The organism is Pseudomonas sp. HPB0071 (assembly GCF_000478505.2).
GTDB lineage: Bacteria > Pseudomonadota > Gammaproteobacteria > Pseudomonadales > Pseudomonadaceae > Chryseomonas > Chryseomonas luteola.
In genome coordinates this window covers 3610068-3630910 of record NZ_KI517367.1, presented here as the reverse complement: position 1 = coordinate 3630910, position 20843 = coordinate 3610068, and the positions used below count along the sequence as shown (strand labels likewise).

Annotated in this window: 16 protein-coding genes and 1 tRNA gene; 4 read left to right on the top strand and 13 right to left on the bottom strand. The window is 53.3% G+C overall.

Annotation, left to right across the window (positions count from 1 at the left end; all coding sequences use genetic code 11):
- Window positions 1-129: 129 nt before the first annotated feature.
- The 5 genes from cmk to uvrB all read right to left on the bottom strand — a co-directional run bounded on the left by cmk (window position 130) and on the right by uvrB (window position 7971).
- Window positions 130-816 (bottom strand): (d)CMP kinase, encoded by a 687-nt coding sequence (cmk, locus tag HMPREF1487_RS16910; protein WP_010797901.1) that lies wholly within the window; start codon window positions 814-816, stop codon window positions 130-132.
- Window positions 813-3020: a bifunctional prephenate dehydrogenase/3-phosphoshikimate 1-carboxyvinyltransferase gene (locus HMPREF1487_RS16905; protein WP_037030159.1), complete on the bottom strand. Its 2208-nt coding sequence runs from the start codon at window positions 3018-3020 to the stop codon at window positions 813-815. Before HMPREF1487_RS16905 ends, cmk begins: the two co-directional genes overlap by 4 nt.
- 16 nt (window positions 3021-3036) lie before the next feature.
- Complete coding sequence (gene hisC / locus HMPREF1487_RS16900) at window positions 3037-4149, bottom strand: histidinol-phosphate transaminase (RefSeq protein WP_010797899.1); 1113 nt, start codon at window positions 4147-4149, stop codon at window positions 3037-3039.
- Between the two features lie 211 nt (window positions 4150-4360).
- Entirely contained in the window at window positions 4361-5842 is a 1482-nt protein-coding gene (gltX, locus tag HMPREF1487_RS16895) for a glutamate--tRNA ligase (protein WP_010797898.1), read from the bottom strand.
- 119 nt (window positions 5843-5961) lie between these two features.
- On the bottom strand, window positions 5962-7971 hold the full coding sequence (gene uvrB, locus HMPREF1487_RS16890; protein WP_010797897.1) for an excinuclease ABC subunit UvrB: 2010 nt from the start codon (window positions 7969-7971) through the stop codon (window positions 5962-5964).
- A gap of 297 nt (window positions 7972-8268) precedes the next feature.
- Between uvrB and HMPREF1487_RS16885 the strand changes: the two genes are divergently transcribed.
- The 3 genes from HMPREF1487_RS16885 to HMPREF1487_RS16870 all read left to right on the top strand — a co-directional run bounded on the left by HMPREF1487_RS16885 (window position 8269) and on the right by HMPREF1487_RS16870 (window position 11398).
- Window positions 8269-9465 (top strand): amino acid aminotransferase, encoded by a 1197-nt coding sequence (locus HMPREF1487_RS16885; RefSeq protein WP_010797896.1) that lies wholly within the window; start codon window positions 8269-8271, stop codon window positions 9463-9465.
- A 66-nt stretch (window positions 9466-9531) separates the two neighbouring features.
- Window positions 9532-9607, top strand: a tRNA-Asn gene (locus HMPREF1487_RS16880).
- Window positions 9608-9880: 273 nt separating this feature from the next.
- Window positions 9881-11398 carry an amino acid permease gene (locus HMPREF1487_RS16870; protein WP_010797895.1) on the top strand — a complete coding sequence of 506 codons (1518 nt, stop codon included), beginning with the start codon at window positions 9881-9883 and terminating at the stop codon, window positions 11396-11398.
- Between the two features lie 29 nt (window positions 11399-11427).
- On the opposite strand, the gene HMPREF1487_RS16865 is transcribed toward HMPREF1487_RS16870, so the two are convergent.
- The 8 genes from HMPREF1487_RS16865 to HMPREF1487_RS16830 form a co-directional block, all read right to left on the bottom strand.
- Window positions 11428-12828: a sigma-54-dependent transcriptional regulator gene (locus HMPREF1487_RS16865; protein ID WP_010797894.1), complete on the bottom strand. Its 1401-nt coding sequence runs from the start codon at window positions 12826-12828 to the stop codon at window positions 11428-11430.
- Window positions 12825-14030 (bottom strand): sensor histidine kinase, encoded by a 1206-nt coding sequence (locus tag HMPREF1487_RS16860; RefSeq protein WP_010797893.1) that lies wholly within the window; start codon window positions 14028-14030, stop codon window positions 12825-12827. The genes HMPREF1487_RS16865 and HMPREF1487_RS16860 overlap by 4 nt, the downstream gene beginning before the upstream one ends.
- 91 nt (window positions 14031-14121) lie before the next feature.
- Window positions 14122-15603, bottom strand: a complete 1482-nt coding sequence (locus HMPREF1487_RS16855) for a sigma-54 dependent transcriptional regulator (RefSeq protein ID WP_010797892.1) — start codon at window positions 15601-15603, stop codon at window positions 14122-14124.
- 125 nt (window positions 15604-15728) lie between these two features.
- Entirely contained in the window at window positions 15729-16025 is a 297-nt protein-coding gene (locus HMPREF1487_RS16850) for a hypothetical protein (protein WP_010797891.1), read from the bottom strand.
- A 19-nt stretch (window positions 16026-16044) separates the two neighbouring features.
- Entirely contained in the window at window positions 16045-16431 is a 387-nt protein-coding gene (gene fliS / locus HMPREF1487_RS16845) for a flagellar export chaperone FliS (protein ID WP_010797890.1), read from the bottom strand.
- Window positions 16432-16539: 108 nt separating this feature from the next.
- Window positions 16540-17955 (bottom strand): flagellar filament capping protein FliD, encoded by a 1416-nt coding sequence (gene fliD, locus HMPREF1487_RS16840; protein ID WP_010797889.1) that lies wholly within the window; start codon window positions 17953-17955, stop codon window positions 16540-16542.
- A gap of 70 nt (window positions 17956-18025) precedes the next feature.
- Window positions 18026-18379, bottom strand: coding sequence for a flagellar protein FlaG (locus HMPREF1487_RS16835; RefSeq protein ID WP_010797888.1), 354 nt, complete (start codon window positions 18377-18379; stop codon window positions 18026-18028).
- A 71-nt stretch (window positions 18380-18450) separates the two neighbouring features.
- A complete protein-coding gene (locus HMPREF1487_RS16830; protein WP_010797887.1) occupies window positions 18451-19299 on the bottom strand; it encodes a flagellin domain-containing protein in 849 nt (282 codons plus the stop codon).
- Between the two features lie 392 nt (window positions 19300-19691).
- Here HMPREF1487_RS16830 and HMPREF1487_RS26840 point away from each other — a divergent pair.
- Window positions 19692-20545 (top strand): IS5 family transposase gene (locus tag HMPREF1487_RS26840; protein WP_154982403.1). Its coding sequence is split into 2 segments (ribosomal slippage): window positions 19692-20040 and window positions 20040-20545, totalling 855 coding nucleotides; the frame shifts between segments, so codons are not numbered across the junction.
- Window positions 20546-20843 lie beyond the last annotated feature (298 nt).

The following is a 20843-nucleotide window of genomic DNA, read 5'->3' as shown; positions in this document are numbered from 1 at the left end:
GGGTACACGATGCACCCGATCTACCGCATCACCAGCCAATGCGGGGTTCGTTATCAATATCCAGCAGACAGGTTGAGACTGGTTCCTGCCTGCCTTCACCAAATATCCCAAGATAGGATAATCTGGCTGTCATCCTGCCAGGTCACGCTCGGCAGCCAATGCAAGGATGTGGTCGAGCACTTGTTCAATCGAGAGATTCGTCGAATCCAGGACAATGGCATCATCTGCCGGCTTGAGTGGGGCGACGGTGCGCTGAGTATCACGCTCGTCGCGCTCACGAATCTCTTCGAGGAGACCCGGCAAATTAACACTTTCGCCCTTTTTCTTCAACTGAAGATAGCGCCGTCTGGCGCGTTCTTCGGCGCTAGCGGTCAGAAATATCTTTAATTCCGCATCTGGGAAAACTACGGTTCCCATATCCCGACCATCCGCAATAAGGCCAGGCGCCTCGCGAAAGGCTTTCTGTCGCTGCAACAACGCTTCACGTACAGCCGGCAGGATCGCCACCTGTGAAGCGCCTGCCCCAATATCTTCGGTTCGAATGAAGTCGGTAACATCCTCCCCCTCTAGGACAATGCGCTGACCATGCTCATGCCCAGCCTGGAATTGTACGTCCAGATACGCCGCCAACGCCTTGAGTGACTCCTCATTCGTCAGGTCAACGCCATGGTTGCGCGCTGCGAAGGCCAGCAGGCGATAAAGCGCTCCGGAGTCCAGTAGATTCCAGCCCAGACGGCGGGAAAGAAGTGCCGCGATAGTGCCCTTCCCAGAGCCTCCAGGCCCATCGACTGTAATAACCGGAGCGGTACTCATCATACGGAAGCCTCTTCTTTCACACGAATCCCAGCTTTAGCTGCCAGTTCAAGAAAGCCGGGAAAGGAAGTTGCAACATTTGCACAATCACGGATTCGTATCGGTGCGCTCGCTCGCAGCGAGGCCACACTAAACGCCATTGCGATGCGATGATCACCATGACTTTCCACTTCTCCGCCACCCATGGAGCCGCCCTCGATCACGATTCCATCAGGCGTAGGAGTAGCACTTACACCCAGTACTTTCAAACCATCGGCCATGACCTGAATACGGTCAGACTCCTTGACACGTAGCTCTTCTGCGCCTCGCAGAACGGTACGCCCCTGAGCACAACTGGCGGCAACAAACAGAACCGGGAACTCATCAATTGCCAGCGGCACCAACGCTTCCGGTATTTCGATTCCCTTCAACGTAGCTGAACGGACGCGCAGATCAGCTACAGGTTCTCCCCCTACCTCACGCTGATTCTCAAGCGTAATGTCGCCACCCATCAGGCGCAGGATATCGATGACCCCGGTACGAGTAGGATTGATACCCACGTGCTCAAGAACCAACTCGGAGTTTTCCGCAATGCTTCCGGCCACGAGGAAAAAAGCTGCCGAGGAAATATCTGCAGGTACTTCGATACGATTGGCAGTGAGCCTGGAGCCCGAGCGCACTCTTGCCACATTACCTTCTACCGTCACCGGATAACCAAACCCCTGCAACATTCGCTCGGTGTGATCACGCGTCGGAGCAGGCTCAGTAACCGATGTCTCCCCTTCGGCATACAGGCCTGCCAGCAATAGGCAGGACTTAACCTGGGCGCTGGCCATGGGCATGTCGTAATGGATACCTTTGAGCTTCTGTCCGCCGCGAATGGTCATCGGTGGCCGTCCCTGCTCTGCTGTTTCGATAACAGCCCCCATCTCCCGCAATGGATCGGCAACCCGGTTCATGGGGCGCTTGGAGAGCGAGGCATCACCGGTCAGGGTGGTATCAAATGCCTGAGCGGAAAGAATCCCGGACAACAGTCGCATTGAGGTGCCTGAATTTCCTAGGTATAGCGGACCTGCAGGCGCCTTGAGGCCATGCAATCCCACACCATGAATGGTTACACGACCATTGGTGGGCCCCTTGATGACGACCCCCATATCACGGAACGCCTGCAGCGTAGCGAGGGCATCCTCACCCTCAAGGAACCCTTCCACCTCTGTCGTTCCATCCGCCAGGGAGCCCAGCATGATTGATCGATGCGAAATGGACTTATCTCCGGGCACTCGAACGCGTCCGGACAACGAGCCGCCAGGATTGGCGATATAGGTAAGATCTTTAGTTTGCATAGCGTCCACATAGGCCCGGCGGGCCAGTATTTTGCCGAAATGCTCGCGGGCAACCCGGGCGCGGGTAAAGACACCCAGCAGCTGATGCCCATCCTGTGTAATGACAGCCTGACGCAATGCATCCAGGTCGTCACGAAATGTATCCAGTGTCCGCAGTACGGCTTCCCGGTTGGCTAGAAAAATATCGTGCCACATGACCGGATCACTGCCAGCGATACGGGTGAAGTCTCGAAAGCCACCAGCGGCATAACGAAATATCTCAAGATTCTCACTACGCTGGGCGAGCGAATCAACCAGGGTAAAAGCCAGCAGATGCGGCAAGTGACTGGTTGCAGCCAACACCTCATCATGGTGGTCAACCGTCATGTATTCAACGTCAGCACCCAGTGCCCGCCAAAGTAGATCAATATTTGCAAGCGCCTCAGCATCCGCCTCATCAAGGGGTGTAAGAATGACTTTGTGCCGCTTGAATAGCTGACCATTAGCCGCCGTAACACCACTCTTTTCAGAACCAGCGATTGGATGCCCTGGGACGAAGCGGAGCGCTTTGCCGGCAAAGGCCTTTCTGGCTGCCCGGGCAACGCTGCCTTTTGCACTCCCAACATCGGTCAGCACAGCCTGGCCGATGTCGAGAGCCGCAAGCTCTGCAAGGACTCGTTCCATGGCAAGAATGGGAACCGCCAACTGGATAACGTCTGCATTCTGACAAGCAACGGCCAGCTCTGCCTCAGCGCTATCAACAACCTCTAACTCAACCGCTAGACGCCGTGTTTCTCTATCCCGATCTACGCCGACCACTTCATGAAACAGGCCGCTCTCCTTCATGCCCTTGGCAAACGAGCCGCCAATCAGTCCAAGTCCTACTACGACGAGACGACCAAACATGGGGACTTTTTGCGATTCAACCACGAGCCAGCACCTTGGCAAGCGCCTCAAGGAAACGACTGTTTTCCTCTTTCGTACCAATAGAAACACGAAGGAATGTTGGCATGCCGTATCCAGCGACCGGACGGACAATCACACCCTCTTGCAGCAATGCCTGATAAACAGGCGCGGCCGGCTGCCCGAGATCAACGGCGATAAAGTTTCCCTTGGAAGGAATCCAGGAAAGTCCCAGCTGCTGAAAACTCTGTTCAAACTGAGCCATTCCCTCGTCATTGACCTGACGACTTTTAGCCAAGTAATCAGCGTCATCCATAGCCACGCATGCTGCAACCAAGGCAAGGCTGTTGACATTGAATGGCTGTCGTACGCGATTCAATACATCCGCAATCTGCACTGAAGAAATGGCATACCCCACCCGTAACGAGGCCAAGCCATAAGCCTTGGAGAATGTACGTGAAACCATGAGATTGGGGTGGTCCGCCAGATAGCTCAAACCATCCGGCAACTCGTCTCCCTCGGCATACTCAATATAGGCTTCATCAAGCACCACCAACACATTCTCGGGTACTGCCTTCAGAAAGGCCGCCAAAGCGCGTGGACCAAACCAGGTACCTGTTGGGTTATTGGGATTAGCCAAAAAGACGATTCGCGTATGCTCGTCGATAGCCTTGAGCATTGCATCCAGATCATGCCCCCAATTCACGGCGGGAACTGCACGACCTTCGGCACCAATTGCCTGCGTCACCAGAGGATATACGGCAAATGCATGCTCGCTAAATACCGCATTAAGACCAGGAGCTAGGTAAGCGCGTGCAACCAGCTCGAGAATATCGTTAGAACCGTTGCCCAAGGCTATCTGATCGATATTGACGCCGCATCGACTGGCAATTTTCTGCTTGAGCTCAAACCCATTGCCATCCGGGTAACGTGTCAGCTCAGCCAGCTCGGCTCTTATCGCCTCAGTTGCCTTGGGACTCGGGCCTAATGGATTTTCATTGCTCGCCAACTTGACGATACGCTGAGGATCCAGTCCCAATTCGCGCGCCAACTCATCGACTGGCTTGCCTGGAACATAAGGTGAAAGTTTCTGCACGCCTGGCAGGGCTTGCGCTAGAAAATCGCAGCTCATTGTAACCTCATAATGGCCGGACTCCCGGCACCCATTAAACGAATGGGCGCCATGGTAGACCATGCAGCCGCGGGAACCCAGCCCAAGGCGCTGGATTACTCAACAACAACCGATCTACATGAGTAATGCTCATCACCTTGATGCAAGGTAATCAGCCACTTCAAAAGGCCAGAAAAAAGGGCGCCGCAATTGCTTACGTCGCCCTTTTCTATTACCCCAAGGTAGCCAAGAGCTTTTCCCACTCCTTGTTTTCTTTCTTGGATACTCCCCCGAGCAGCTCTATGGCCTGACGCAAGCGGAAGCGTGTGAGGTCGGGACCAAGAATTTCCATAGCATCAAGGACCGAGACAGAGCTGGCCTGTCCAGTGATAGCTGCAAACATCAATGGCATCACGTCTCGCAGTTTGAGCTCAAGTCCCTCGGCTACACCTTGAATACATGCCGTAATATTATCCTTGGTCCACTGCCGTAGCGATTCCAACTTCCAGAGAGTCAGCTGCATTACCTGGCGCACCTGATCTGGAGAAAGCTTCTTGTGAGCAAACAACCCCGCATCCAGCGGCAAAGCGCCGGCAAAAAAGAAACTGGCCAGCGGCGCAATCTGACTGAAGGTTTCAACACGCCCCTGTACGTGAGGCGCGATCTTCATCAGGTAGTCAGGGTTGAGCGCCCATTTCTGAACCTCGGCAGCAAATGCCTCCACGCTCAGCTCACGGATCCACTGTCCGTTTAGCCAAGACAGTTTTTCAATGTCGAAAATGGGGCCGCCAAGCGAGATACGATTGATATCGAAGTGCTCGATCATCTCAGCCAACGTGAACTTTTCACGCTCGTCCGGCATTGACCAACCCATCCGGCCCAAGTAGTTCAACATGGCCTGGGGCAAATATCCCATACGCTCATAGAACGTTACGGACGTCGGGTTCTTGCGCTTGGAAAGTTTGCTCTTGTCTGGATTACGCAGCAGCGGCATATAGCACAGTGCGGGTTGCTCCCAGCCAAAGTATTCGTACAGCTTGATGAGCTTGGGTGCGGAAGGCAGCCACTCTTCGCCACGCAAAACGTGAGTAATGCCCATCAAGTGGTCATCGACCACGTTAGCCAGGAAGTATGTCGGCAAGCCGTCTGCCTTCATTAGAACCTGCATGTCCATGCGGTCCCACGGAATTTCGACATTGCCGCGCAGCATATCCGGCACGACGCAGATGCCTTCTGTTGGCACCTTCATTCGTATGACATGGGATTCACCCTCAGCAATACGACGCTGCGCCTCGGCAGGATCGATATGCATGCAGTGTCCATCATAACGGGGCGTTTCTTTGCGGGCCGTCTGCTCGGCACGCACCTGATCAAGACGCTCGGCCGAGCAGAAGCATGGGAACGCATGTCCCTTGGAGACAAGCTCGTCGGAGTACTTCTTATAAATCTCACCCCGCTCACTCTGGCGATAAGGTCCATGTGGACCTCCTACGTCAGGACCCTCGTCCCATTCGATACCCAGCCAACGTAGCGCATCATAGATCTGCTGTTCAGACTCACGTGTAGAGCGAAGCTGATCGGTATCCTCGATACGCAGGATGAACTGACCGCCATGCTGACGAGCAAAGCAGAGATTGAACAAGGCGATGTAAGCGGTACCGACATGGGGATCGCCAGTAGGCGACGGTGCGATACGCGTGCGAACAGTGGTCATGGGAGGTCTCGACACAGAACAATACAAAAGGAGATGGTAGCAGCGGGCAAGCCTTGGCTTCCAGCGCCGAAAACACAAAGGCCCGGCTTTAGGACCGGGCCTTTGTGTTAGACACTCACTCAAGCCGCCATGAGGCGTTCACGCAGTTGCTGGATTTCATCACGCAGTTTGGCTGCGGCTTCAAATTCCAGATCACGCGCCAGCTTGAGCATACGCTCTTCAAGCTGAGCGATCCGCTTGGTGATATCTGCCGGTGAACGCAGCTCGGCCTCATAACGACCGCTGTCCTCGGCTGCCTTGGCGGCACGACGCTTACCGCGGGCACCCGGAACAGCCGCACCTTCCATGATATCGCGGATATCCTTCTTGATTCCCTTAGGCACAATACCGTTAGCCTCGTTAAAGGCCAATTGCTTGGCTCGGCGCCGCTCTGTTTCATCAATGGCACGCTGCATGGAGCCTGTCATCGAATCGGCATAGAGAATCGCCTTGCCGCTCAGGTTACGTGCTGCACGACCAATCGTCTGGATAAGAGAACGCTCTGAACGCAAGAAGCCTTCCTTGTCAGCATCCAAGATGGCAACCAGCGAAACCTCCGGCATATCCAGTCCCTCACGGAGCAGGTTGATACCGACGAGCACATCAAACGTTCCCATTCGAAGATCGCGAATGATCTCGACCCGCTCTACCGTATCGATGTCAGAGTGCAAATAGCGAACCCGAACATCATGATCGGCCAGATAGTCCGTCAGGTCTTCAGCCATGCGCTTGGTAAGGGTTGTCACCAGGACACGCTCATCCTTGGCTACTCGCAAGCGGATTTCAGAAAGCAGATCATCTACCTGTGTCGTTGCCGGGCGGATTTCAATCTCCGGATCGACCAGGCCTGTCGGGCGCACCACCTGCTCAATAACACGGCCGGCATGCTCTGCTTCATAAGGCCCTGGCGTTGCTGATACAAATATGGTTTGCGGACTCCCCGCTTCCCACTCCTCGAATCGCAGCGGGCGATTATCCAGAGCCGAAGGCAGTCGGAAGCCATACTCGACCAGCGTCTCTTTGCGTGAGCGATCACCTTTGAACATTGCCCCTATCTGCGGCACGGTTACGTGAGATTCGTCGATCACCAGCAGCGCATCAGGAGGTAGATAGTCATACAGGGTTGGCGGCGGCTCACCCGGAGCACGCCCGGACAGATACCGTGAGTAGTTTTCGATGCCATTGCAGTAACCCAACTCCATGATCATTTCCAGATCAAAGCGGGTTCGCTGTTCAAGTCGCTGCGCCTCAAGCAGGCGGTTTTGCGTACGCAGGAATTCCAGCCGATCCTTGAGCTCCGCCTTGATATGCTCAATGGCCTCAAGCAGCGTATCGCGTGGCGTGGCGTAATGCGTCTTGGGATAGAAGGTAAAACGCGGCAGCTTTCTGATGACCTCCCCCGTCAAGGGATCGAAGGCCGAAAGATTTTCCACCTCGTCATCAAATAGCTCTACGCGAATAGCCTCAAGGTCAGACTCAGCCGGGTAAATATCGATCACATCACCACGCACCCGAAACGTTGCACGGGAGAACTCCATATCGTTGCGCGAATACTGTAATTCAGTCAGACGCCGTAGCAGCGTGCGCTGATCGATACGATCTCCGCGATCCAGATGCAGCACCATCTTGAGGTAAGCCTTGGGATCGCCCAGGCCGTAGATGGAGGATACTGACGCTACGATGATTGCATCACGGCGCTCCAATAATGCCTTGGTTGCCGACAGTCGCATCTGCTCAATGTGGTCGTTGATAGACGAATCCTTCTCGATAAAGGTATCCGAGGAAGGCACATAGGCTTCTGGCTGATAGTAGTCATAGTAAGAGACGAAGTACTCGACGGCATTATCAGGAAAAAAGGCCTTGAATTCGCCGTACAGCTGAGCCGCCAATGTTTTATTGGGCGCCAGCACGATCGTGGGTCGCTGAATCTGAGCGATGACGTTGGCGATACTGAAGGTTTTGCCCGAACCGGTCACACCCAGCAAGGTTTGATGTGACAGACCAGCATTGATCCCTTCGACCATCTGGCGAATCGCCTCCGGCTGATCACCAGCCGGGGTATAACGTGTAGACAATTGAAATGCAGACATGAGCTTCCTCAAGAGGAGGTGCAGAGAGCCATCCTGCCCGAGATGCACCCCAAATAACCAACACGAACCCAGCGTTTCGTTGTCTGTACTCCTGGAATGACATTGCCATTCAGACTCTTTTAGATGCGTCCTGACAGCATATTTTTCAAGCATTGAACATTAGTCTAGTTACTGCCAGGCGGGACCTGTTTTTTGTCGCTCCGACAGACGATGCCCGCTATACTGTCTCCCCGCTTGCGCACAACGGCAATCGGGTCTTGTGCGTGTTTTCATTCTTCTAAATCGAGCTTGCGCACAATGAGTTTGTTCTCTGCCGTCGAAATGGCTGCCCGCGATCCAATCCTGGGCCTAAACGAAGCCTTCAATGCCGATGCCCGCCCTACCAAGGTTAACCTGGGCGTTGGTGTCTATTACGACGAGCAGGGCCGCATCCCCCTGCTACGCGCCGTAGAAGAAGCGGAAAAGAAACGCGTTGTAGCCCGCGCGCCGCGTGGATACCTGCCCATTGACGGTATTGCCGCTTATGACGAAGCAGTGCAAACCCTGCTGTTCGGTCAGGGCTCTTCACTGATCAGTGAAGGCCGTGTTGCTACTATTCAGGCATTGGGTGGAACCGGTGCATTAAAGGTTGGCGCTGATTTTCTCAAGCGTCTCCTGCCTGATGCCACGGTAGCCATCAGTGATCCGAGCTGGGAGAACCATCGTGCCCTGTTCGAGGCGGCAGGCTTCCCTGTACAAAACTATCGCTACTACCATGCTGCCACGAATGGTCTGAACCGCGGCGGCCTGCTGGAAGACCTTAACGCCCTTCCTCCGCATTCCATTGTGGTATTGCATGCATGCTGCCATAACCCGACCGGTGTCGATCTGCAGCTGGACGACTGGAAGGAAGTGCTGGAAGTCATCAAGACGCGAGAGCACGTGCCCTTCCTGGATATCGCTTATCAGGGATTTGGCGATGGCATCGAGGAAGATGCTGCTGCTGTCCGCCTGTTTGCCGAATCAGGCCTGACCTTTTTCGTTTCTAGCTCGTTCTCAAAATCATTTTCTCTCTATGGCGAGCGCGTCGGCGCACTTTCGATCGTAACGGCTGATCGAGAGGAAACCGCTCGAGTGCTGTCGCAAGTCAAGCGTGTGGTACGCACCAATTACTCCAATCCGCCGACGCACGGTGCCACGATCGTTGCGACTGTTCTGCGCGATCCAGAGCTACGCGCAATGTGGGAGGCCGAACTGGCAGAAATGCGTGATCGCATCCGTAGCATGCGCCATGCTCTGGTGGAAGGACTCAATACAGCCGGTGCCAAACGCGATTTCAGCTTCGTCAATGGACAGCGCGGCATGTTCTCCTATTCAGGACTGACGACCGACCAAGTTGATCGCCTGAAAGCTGAGTTTGGTATCTACGCGGTAGGAACTGGCAGAATCTGTGTAGCGGCACTGAACAGGAACAATCTGGACGCGGTTATCAAGGCTATCGCCGAAGTTCTCTAAGCGTGTTTTTTGTCTAAGGAGAAGTGTTGACTTCTCCTTAGCAATCAGTAAGATACGTTTTGTTGTTCCGCGATAGCTCAGTCGGTAGAGCAAATGACTGTTAATCATTGGGTCCCTGGTTCGAGTCCAGGTCGCGGAGCCAAATTCAAAACCCAGCCAATGGCTGGGTTTTTTTATGGGCGCATCCAGGCTTCATACGGTAGCGTTCATGCAGAAATTCAATGGCGATCAAGCGCCCCGTGTTTTCCTTTTGCTGTACACTCCCGCCCTTTTTGCAAACTCTGCTTTGCAATCAGGTGCTGCCATAGGCAGTTGCCTGCACTGTAAGAACCCTTTCACTGGCAATACCGGTGAGCACTATCCGAGTCTGGAGCCTATCACCAGACCCTTGCTGCCCTAGTTGGACCTTTTGTTTATGACTGCCGTCTCCCTCCCTCCGGAACAACCGACCGCCTCGCAGGGGCAATCTACAGCAGAGCAAGCCACCACGGCGGAAAAGCCTCACCTGAACCGGGTACTGAAACCTAGGCATCTGAACATGATTGCCATTGGGGGCTCGATCGGCACAGGACTTTTCGTTGCGTCAGGCGCGACCATTGCCTCAGCAGGTCCTGGTGGTGCCCTGCTCGCCTATGCCCTGATTGGTCTAATGGTGTATTTCCTCATGACGAGCCTCGGCGAGATGGCGGCCTATATGCCCGTCTCAGGTTCCTTTAGCACCTATGGAAGCCGCTTCGTTGAAGATGGCTTTGGCTTCGCCCTGGGTTGGAACTATTGGTATAACTGGGCGGTGACGATTGCAGCCGAGCTTGTCGCTGCGCAGCTGATCATGAGCTTCTGGTTTCCGGATGTTCCCGGAATCATCTGGAGCGCGGGCTTTCTTGCCTTGATGTTCCTGCTCAATGTCTTTTCAGCGCGCGGATTTGGAGAAAGCGAATTCTGGTTTGCCCTGATCAAGGTACTGACAGTAGTCATCTTTATTGGCATTGGTCTAGCCAGCATCTTTGGCATTATGCACGGCGTTGAAGCCCCAGGTTTCTCCAATTTCACGCTTGGTGAAGCGCCTTTCGTGGGTGGTCTTCAGGCCATGGTAGGCGTGGCCATGATTGCCGGCTTCTCTTTCCAGGGAACCGAGCTGATTGGCGTGGCAGCAGGTGAGTCCGAAAATCCGAAAAAGAACATTCCGATCGCTATCCGCCAGGTTTTCTGGCGCATCCTGATGTTCTACATTCTGGCGATTTTTGTAATTGCCATGCTGATCCCTTATACCGACCCACGCTTGCTGCAAAACGAAGCCAGTGACATTAGCGTTTCCCCGTTTACGCTGTTGTTTGAACGTGCAGGCTTCGCTGCTGCAGCTGGCGTCATGAATGCTGTCATTCTTTCTGCCATTCTCTCTGCCGGAACTTCTGGCATGTACGCCTCGACGCGCATGCTGTTTAGCCTGGCCGAGCAGGGTAAAGCCCCCCGTCTGTTTGCCAAGGTCTCGCGAAACGGCATTCCACGTAATGCTCTGTACGCGACTACACTGGTAGGCGCCCTGTGCTTTTTGACTTCGATTGTTGGCGATAAGGTGCTTTATACCTGGCTTCTGAATACCTCAGGCATGTGTGGCTTCATTGCCTGGCTGGGTATTGCCATTTCCCATTATCGATTCCGCAAAGGCTATGTCGCTCAAGGTGGAAGACTCGAAGACCTGCCCTACCGGGCCAAACTCTTCCCCTTCGGGCCGCTTCTTGCGTTCGCTCTGTGCCTATTCATTACCATGGGGCAGAACTACACGGCGCTTATTGGCGAGCAGATCGACTGGGCAGGTCTGGCAGCAACCTACATCAGCATCCCTCTGTTCCTGCTGATCTGGCTGGGCTACCGCTTCAAGCACCGCAGCCGACTGGTTCGGTACAAAGAGATGGACCTGAGCTCTAGTGATTGACGCCTTTGACCCCGGCTCATGGCCGGGGTCTAGCTGGCATAGAGATAGGCTTCGATATCAATACCGGCCTCACGCATCTGTGCAAGCTTGTAACGTAGGGTGCGTGCACTGATACCCAACCGATCAGCCGCTTCCTTACGCCTTCCTCGCTCAGCACGTAATGTTTCCATGATGACCTCGAATTCACGACGACGCAGGTCATCCTCCAACGCTCCCGCAGTTAGTGATTCATCAAGAGCGGTAGAACTTAAAGGCGCTTTGACTGCAGCCACTGGCGGGGCGATATCACGCGCAAAAAATCCGGGAGCACCGTCAAGGCATAGGTCTTCAGGCTCAATGGTACCCGCCTGCTGCAGAATCAAGGCTCGCTGAACCGCATTATCCAATTCGCGAACATTTCCGGGCCAACCGTAGTGCTGAAGCAGCCTGGCAGCTCCTTCCGAAAACACAATACCGCTCTGCCCTGCCCTGGCGGCATGCTTTTTCAAAAGCCGATCTGCAAGCGGCAGAATATCCGCAGGGCGCTCACGAAGCGGTCGCCATGCCAAGGGAAAAACAGACAGTCGATAATACAAGTCTTCTCGAAAGCGCCCGGCGGCTACCTCAGAAGAAAGGTCCCGGTTGGTGGTTGCCAACACTCGAATATCCACCTGCTTGGGTTTGCGTGCACCAACACGCTCTACTTCTCGCTCTTGAAGCACCCGCAGAAGCTTGGCCTGTAACCCTAATGGCATCTCGGATACTTCATCCAGCAGAATGGTGCCACCATCAGCCAACTCGAACTTGCCTGGCTGTGAGGCTATGGCACCGGTAAAAGCGCCCTTCTCATGACCAAACAAGGTGGCTTCAAGCATGTTATCCGGGATGGCTGCGCAGTTGATGGCTACGAAAGGTCCGGCTGCACGCGTTGATTGCAGATGGATATAACGAGCCAATACTTCTTTCCCTGTACCGGATTCGCCAGAAATCAGCACGGTTGAGTCACTTTTTGCAACCCGGGCCGCCAAGGCCAGGAGCTGACGACTTGCCGGCTCTTGGGCAACAGGACTGTCTTGTTCATCAGCGACTGAATGGCTTACATAACGCTCGACTCGCTCCAGCAGCACCCGAGGGTCGAATGGCTTGACCAGATAATCCACAGCGCCTTGCCGCATAGCGTCCACAGCACGCTGAATGGAGCCAAACGCGGTCATCAGCAGGACCGGTACGTGCCATTGCTTCTGCTGAATACATGCCATGAGCTGATGGCCATCCATGCCGCCCATGTTCACATCGCTGATGACCAGCCCATAGGCGCTCTGACCCAGTGCTACCAATGCAGACTCTGCACTGTCGACCGAGTCGAAGTCGAAGCCACCGACCTCTAGCGTATCCTCCAGTGCTTCGCGCAGGGCTGCATCGTCTTCTACCAGCAGAATACGAGCGCTCATAGGGGATTCTCCATCAGCACCAATCGCGGTCCATGAAGCGGCAAGACAAATGTCATACAGGTTCCCCTGCCTGGCCTGGAGCGAATCAACAGGTCGCCGTGGTGAGCCTTGGCTACGGTCCTGGCTACAGTCATGCCCAGGCCGGTTCCCATGGGTTTGGTGGTGAAAAATGGCTCGCCAAGCCGCCTTACTGTTTCAACGGTCATACCAGGGCCGCTGTCGCTGATGGACAACCTCAGGGTGTCCTGCCTGGCGTACGCGTGAATCTTGTACCGCGCGGTCTTGCCTGCGGCCTGTACAGCGTTATGGACAACATTCATCACTGCACCTACAAACGTGTCCCGGTTACAAAGTACCTCTCCTACAAATGCGTCGCATTGCCATCGCAGTTGCAGATCTTCCAGGTAGGGATTGGCAATTGACTGGATGGCAGCGAACAACTGAACGGGAGAAACTCGATCATTGAGCGGCAGCTCACCGCGCGCAAAGATCAACATATCCTGAACCTGGTTCTCAAGCTCATGGAGGCGATCTTTGAGTCGGCTGGCAAATCGTTGCTGCTGCTCGAATGGCTGGGGTCGCTCAGACAGGTGACCTGCATACAACATGGCGGCAGATAAGGGGGTACGAATCTGATGTGCAAGCGAAGCAACCATGCGCCCCATGGAGGATAAGCGCTCATGGCGAGCCAACTGCTCCTGAAGGCGGCGCGTTTCAGTCATATCGCTCAGCATGATGAGCTGACCGGGTTCACCATCCAGCGAGCGTGTCGCCAATGACACCCGACGACCACTTTTGAGTGATATCTCATGCCCATCATCTTTGCGAGGCGCGAAGCAGCGACCGATAACGTCCCGCCAAAGCGTACCTACCAGCGGCTCGCCTAGTAGACCGACTACAATAGGATTGGCCTCGCAGACAACGCCCTGCCCATCCAGAACGATGATGCCAGCCGGAAGAATATCGAGAAGACTTTGCAGTCGGTTAGCCAGCCGCTCCTTCTCTGCCAACTCCTGAACACGTTGGGCGGTTTCGCGTGCAAGCTCACCTTTCAGATCCGATAGACGATCTTCAAGCCAGCCATACGGCTCATTGAACAGATCGGAGATGGGCTCAAACAGAACACTAGCCTGCTCAAGTGTTCGTCTGACGTCATCCGTAGAAGGCGTATTAGAAGGAACTGGCGTTACAGATGAACTCATGCGGTACTCTCTGTTTAATGACAGGAAGTCGTCACCAAACAGAGAGTGTGCAAGCTGCGTGCCGTTAGTAGAGGCGCCTCAGAGGCAAGCGTTACTCCTCATCCGCCAGTTCGTCCTCACGGCGGCCCATACCATACTTGCGCATCTTTTCGACCAGAGTAGTACGCCTGATACGCAAGCGCTCGGCTGCCCGAGCGACCACACCGCCAGCATCATCAAGGGCTTGCTGGATAAGGCTTTGCTCAAGATTCGCCAGATAATCCTTGAGATCCAGCCCTTCTGACGGCAGTAGTGCAGAGGATGCTGCCGGCCCCGGAAGACTGGCTAGCGCTACCGCTTCCCGCTCTTCAAGTTCTTCACGCAAGGACGTGGTCATTGCGTCGTTTTCATCTTCTACGTAACGGAATTTCTGTGGCAGCTCAGCTACACCGATAACGCCATAGGGATGCATGATCGCCAGTCGCTCAACCAGGTTGGCAAGCTCACGCACGTTACCCGGCCAGCTGTGCCGGCACAGCGACATAATAGCCGCCGAGTTAAAGCGGATGGAGCCGCGCTTTTCATGCTCCATACGGGAAATTAACTCATTGATGAGCAGCGGAATATCTTCTGCACGATCCCGCAGGGGCGGCATATCGATTGGAAAAACGTTAAGACGATAGAACAAGTCCTCACGGAAGGACCCATCCTCGATCATCTTCTCGAGATTCTTGTGAGTTGCTGCAATGATGCGCACATCGACTGTTTGAGTCTTGTTACTGCCCACACGCTCGTAGGTACGCTCCTGCAACACACGTAACAGCTTGACCTGCATGTTGAGTGGCATATCGCCGATCTCGTCCAGGAAAAGCGTACCGGTGTTGGCCAGCTCGAACCGCCCGGCGCGGTTGGTAATGGCCCCGGTAAACGCACCCTTCTCATGACCGAACAGCTCACTTTCCAGCAACTCAGCTGGAATAGCGCCGCAGTTTACTGGAACAAAAGGGCCGTCTTTACGTTTTGAATGGAAATGCAGATTGCGCGCAACAACCTCCTTACCTGTACCTGACTCACCGAGAATCAAGACACTGGCTTCGGTATCCGCGACTTGCTGCATCATCTTCCGCACGCCCTGAATGGCGCGGCTGGTGCCGACCAGGCTACGGAAAAGATTGGGCTCACGCTGGCGTCCGCGGTCTCGCGCCTGATCATACATATCCCGATAGACCTGAGCGCGATGGAGCGAGTCGAGCAGCTGGTTGTATTTAACCGGAACCTCTAAGGTCGCCAGGATGCGCCGCCGGACATCATCCGGCCAGTCGCTGTACGTGACGGCACCTAGCAATAGAATAGGGAGGACCTCGTCAAACGCTGCAAGCTTTTTTAGCAGCTCGACGCTCCCCCCCTGCGCGTCGATCTGGCCCAGCAAAACACACAGTACCGCTCGACTACTTTCAAACGACTCGACAGCCTGCTCCCAATCAGCACTCGTACAGGCGACATGCTCTTCGCCTAGAAAGGCCAGAATGACGGCAAGATCGTGGCGACGCTTCGCGTCATCTTCTATCAGGAGGATTTTAGTTTCACGCCACATCTTCAATTATTCCCTTTCCGCCAAAGACCACTAACAGGCATAGCCCTAGTAAAGTCAAAAGTGGGAACAGAGTCAATTTTATGACGTGTTTTTCTTACTTTAAATTTATTCCGCTGGTCGTATTCTTAGCCAAATAACTTGTAAACATTGGCTGCTTTTTGGGATCGCTTTACTCGGGTTGCTTTTTTTGCAAGCTCGTTACGCTGCATCCGACTAGCATAGATCAGCTTCCCGTAAAAAGAGAGCAATTCCTCTAAACTTAAACGCAAAGCATAATCATTACGTGGCTGCTCTTGCATAGCTTCGTCTATGTATAAACGGCAAGCTATATCCAAGGGCCCTATTGCGTCCCAATCTTGATTATCGAGTGCGGTAGCCATAGCTTCCCGCGCCTCATCTATTCGCTGAATAGCCAGTGACATAACGCGATCTCCGATTTTCTTAGGCTGTAGGCGCTATGCCATCCCAACCTTCTTTGACGGTGCGTAACAGCTTGGCAACCTCATCTATTTTTGTTTCATCGTTATGCTGGTTCGCCTCGATCAAACGTTGTGTCATATAGACATACAGATCATTAAGATTAAGGGCTATCTTCCCCCCTTTCTCAGGATCCAATGCTTCACGCAAGCCACCGATGATATCAATTGCCTTACCAATCAGAACGCCTTTTTCAGCAACCTGACCGCGAGCCATAGCTCCTTTTGCTTGAGCAAGCCTCGTTAAACCCGTCTCCATTAGCAACTGAACCAGTCGATGAGGACTGGCTTCCAATACTTGAGCGTGCGTGTTTACCTGCTGGTAATGACGCATAGCTGATTTGGCATACATGAATGAGCTCCTCACGTACTCGGTTTCGATGTCTTTATATCGGCCTGACGAATGAAAGCTTTAAAACAAAAAAGCCCGCACAAGGCGGGCTTTTTTCACATCAAGAAATCATTCTTTCCTGTTGTTTAACGCGTTTAGCGTCGTCATCAAGCTTGTACTGGTAGCATTTAACTGAGCTACCAAACTATCCATCGCGTTATACTTGGCGTTCAAAGTCTCTTCAAGCTTCTCAATTCGAAGATCAAGCGCTGACTGCTGGTCAGTCAAACTATCCAAGGTAGTTTGAAGACTGATTTTCCTACTATCAAGAATACCCTTCGACTGAGTATAGCTATCAACTCTGCTATCAAGTCTTTTTAGAAGTCCTGAGTCGCCAGTGAAAAAGCCTGCAACAGCGGAATAGTTTTCAGTCAGAGCCTTATCCAGCTTGGTACTGTTAACTTCAAGCGTACCGTCCTGCTTGGTCATGATACCTAACTGGGACAGCATACTAATTCCACCCGTGCTAGAGTTCTGTACGTTCGTAAGTTCATTACGAATATCACTTAGAAGACTCCGCACAGTAGCATCGCCTGTAAGCGCAGCTGCTGTAGTGCTTGAAGAGTCCGAAGCTACGGTAGAAGAGACTTTAGTCAGGGAGCTGGTAGTCTGCATCAATGCGTTGTAAGCATCAACAAACGTTTGAACAGACTTTTTAAGACCATCCTTATCAGTGGAAACAGATACGGTAGAAGTACCTACTCCACTTAACGTTAGGGTAAGCCCACTGATAGTCTTGTCCAGTGTATTACTTGGACTGGTCATCTCCAAACCATCAACCGTAAAGCTGGCATCCACCGGACGCGCCTCTACGAAACCACTAACGAGCTTACCGTTAGCATCCTTCACCTGAGTCGTGCCATCAACTGCGAAAGCAGTAAGCGCACTATCGCCTGTAGTGATCGAAAGATCAGTACCCGCTCCAGCTGTCGTTGAACTCAAGACAAGCCGGCTGCCTGATGAGTCAGTCAAGATGTTAGCGGTGATACCCTTACTTTGCAGCTGCTGGTTAATCGCATCGCGCACTTCAGATAGAGATGATCCAGCCGGAATATCGACGTCATAAGAACTGCCTGTGCCCGAGGCGGAACCCTGAGTAATAGTCAGCTTACCGGCATCAGCAGTCGTTACGCCAGCCGCCATGACTTGAGTAGCCACTTTGGAACTGGTTGCAAGATTTTTAACATCAAGGGAATAACTGCCATTTACAGAACCAGTGCTGGAAGTGACAGTGACAGTCTTTTCGTTGGATGACTTGGCAGTTAACCCAACAAAAGCAGACTCGCTGTTAAGTTTTTTTACCGCACTCTGGAACGTTTCCAAAGCACTTTTCAGACTACCAATTGCCGAAAGTGTAGTATTGGCTTTTTTGGTCTGAGTATCGATCTGATTCTGCTTGGGTGCTTTTTCAGCATTAACTAGCGCTGAAACGATAGATTTTGTATCGACACTTGACCCAAGGCCACTAAACGAAATACCTGCCATGATTTTCGCCTCAATAAAATTTTGACTATCTAGTCATCATGGTTTTAAGTAAGCATTATCCAGGCCAGTTTTAAACCTTATCCTGAAGAAGCGCGATATTGTCACCCTTTAAGCTTTGAGCCAGTTTGAGTGCTTCCTCTGAAGGAATCTGCCGGATTAACTCACCACTGGCTTTGGCAATAACCTTGACGACGACATCTCCGGTGCTTTCGTCAATAGAAAACTTGAGATTGCGCTGCACCGAGTCGACAAAATCCTGGATACTTTTAACGGCTTGCTCTACTTCTTTGGCATCCGGCTTAGGTGTTTTTGCTTTTGCCAAAGCAGAATCATTTAAAGACTGACGGTCGCCGGCACTTGTTTCCGCCTTGGCGGAGTTTCCGCTGTGGGCGTAAACCGTATTCAGCTTGACATTCATGTCCATGTCATCACCTCACAAACAAGAAAACGAGGAGGTGCTTTCGCACCCCCTCGTTGCTAGCGACTAAACGCTCATTACTGGAGCAGCTTGAGTACAGCGTTCGGCAGCTGGTTGGCCTGGGCCAGGATCGCAGTCGAAGCCTGCTGCAGGGTCTGCTGCTTGGTCATTTCTGATGTTTCGGCAGCAAAGTCAGCATCCTGAGTACGGCTGCGAGCGGCAGTAGCGTTCTCGCTGATGTTCTGCAGGTTGGAGATTGTGCTGCTCATACGGTTCTGCACCGCACCCAGGTCGGCACGCTTGGAGTTGATGGTATCCATAGCGGTGTCGATCGCGGTGATAGCTGCGTCTACTGCAGTATGAGTCGTAGCGTTGTCCGCACCTGTGATGCCAAGACCGGCAACACCCAGAGTGGTGGCATCAAAGCCAGTGCTCAGGTCGATTTCGATTACTTCGTTGGTGCCAGTGTTCGCACCTACCTGGAACTGCATGTTGCCGGCAGAGCCGTCCAACAGCTGCTTGTCCTTACCAAAGGTAGTCGTATTGGCAATACGGCTCAGTTCTTCGGTCATTGCAGTGAATTCAGCATTCAGTGCGTTACGGTCTTTTTCGCTGTTGCTGTCGTTACGGGACTGCAGGGCCAGTTCGCGCATACGCTGCAAAATGTTGGTGGACTCTTGCAGAGCGCCTTCAGCTGTCTGGGCGATGGAGATGCCGTCGTTGGCGTTCTTTACAGCAACGTTCAGACCACGGATCTGGCTGGTCAGACGGTTGGCGATCTGCAGGCCGGCGGCGTCATCTTTGGCGCTGTTGATTTTCAGGCCAGAGGACAGGCGCTGCATGGAGCTGCTCAGGCTGTCGGAAGCACGGTTCAGGTTCTTCTGAACAGACAAGGAGGCAACGTTAGTGTTTACGGTCATAGCCATGATGAGATACTCACAAAAGTCATTTGATTGATACCCCGGCCTGGCGGTTGCCTCAATGGCCTGGAGAACCTACGTTTAAGTTATCGGCGTTTGCTCACTTTGCTTTAGGAGAATTTTCTTCAGTCTTTCCCAAGCAGTTGGCTAACTTCGCCACCCCACCCGCCTACAGCAGATGGCCTAAACTGGTTACTCTCTATTTCGGCTCTTCGCTAATTTACTTTAGAAAAACATGATTTATTGATTAGCTGCCCCGCCACTCACAAAGTTGGCACTATTAGTTATACAGCCAATTAAATGACTGCTTTATAATAACTACCAGATTTACCTTATTAGGGTTTGTCTGAAAAGTCGCGTTTGTTAGCCTAATGCCGTTGTGGCAAGCGGAGGCAGACATGACAGGTCGCTACGAGCTTTCGAGTCAGCGCTGGGCATTGATTGAAGACATCGTTTCTCCTCCCCAGACCATGGGCCGTCCTCGCCGGGATGATCGACAGAGGCTCAATGGTATCTTCTGGATCCTTTGCTCCGGCGCCAAATGGCGTGATCTACCCGAACGCTACGGCCCTTGGAAAACGGTCTATCAGCGTTTTCGCCAATGGCGGGACGACGGAACGTTTGAGCGCGTATTGACTCGTCTGCATCTGCGGCTTCGCCAGGATGGCTTTATCGATCTGGATACCTGGATGGTGGACTCTACGACCATTCGAGCTACCCGTGCCGCGGCAGGAGGCGGAAAAAAAGGGGCCCGGACGAACCTGTAGATCATTGCCTGGGACGCAGCTGGGGTGGGTTAGGTACCAAGATTCACCTGCTTTGCGATGCCAATGGTTATCCGCTGAGCTTTACCCTCTCGCCTGGTCAGCAGGCCGATTCGCGCAACTTTATTCCGTTACTAGATCAGGTGCGTCTTCCTGGCTCTCAGGGCAGACCACGCAAGCGTTGCCGGACAGTGATCGCGGACAAGGGCTACGATAGTGAAGGGTTGCGTCGCTATTGCGACCGCTTCGGTATGCAGCCGGTGATTGCCCAGCGCACGATGCACCGCAAGCCCCGGACAGATCTGCCTCGCCTGTTTGATAGGCCCAAGTATCAACAGCGTAACGTGATCGAACGGCTATTCGGTTGGTTAAAGGAAAAGCGTCGGCTCTGTACTCGCCTTGACAAGCTGGCTAGCAGCTTCAAGGCCATGGTAACGCTGGCCTGTATCGAGCGATGCATGCGGGCCGACTTTTCAGACAAACCCTAGTCTCTATAAAGCACTACAACAGAAATTGCCTGGCTCAAACAAAAGCGCCAAGAGATTTCTTGGAAGGCAAGTAAGGCGTAGAGAGCCCCGGCAAAGACAGGCCCAGCGGAGCTAGAGATGCTAAATGCCGCGTCCTGCCTTCAACCGCATTAGGCAGTTCACGTGCCGCTGGTAGCGACTTTCACATACAAAAGACACAAACAAAAAAGGGGAAGATGCTTTCGCATCTTCCCCTTTCAACAAAGTAGCCCTGATTAGTTGAGCAGCTTGAGTACAGCGTTCGGCAGCTGGTTGGCCT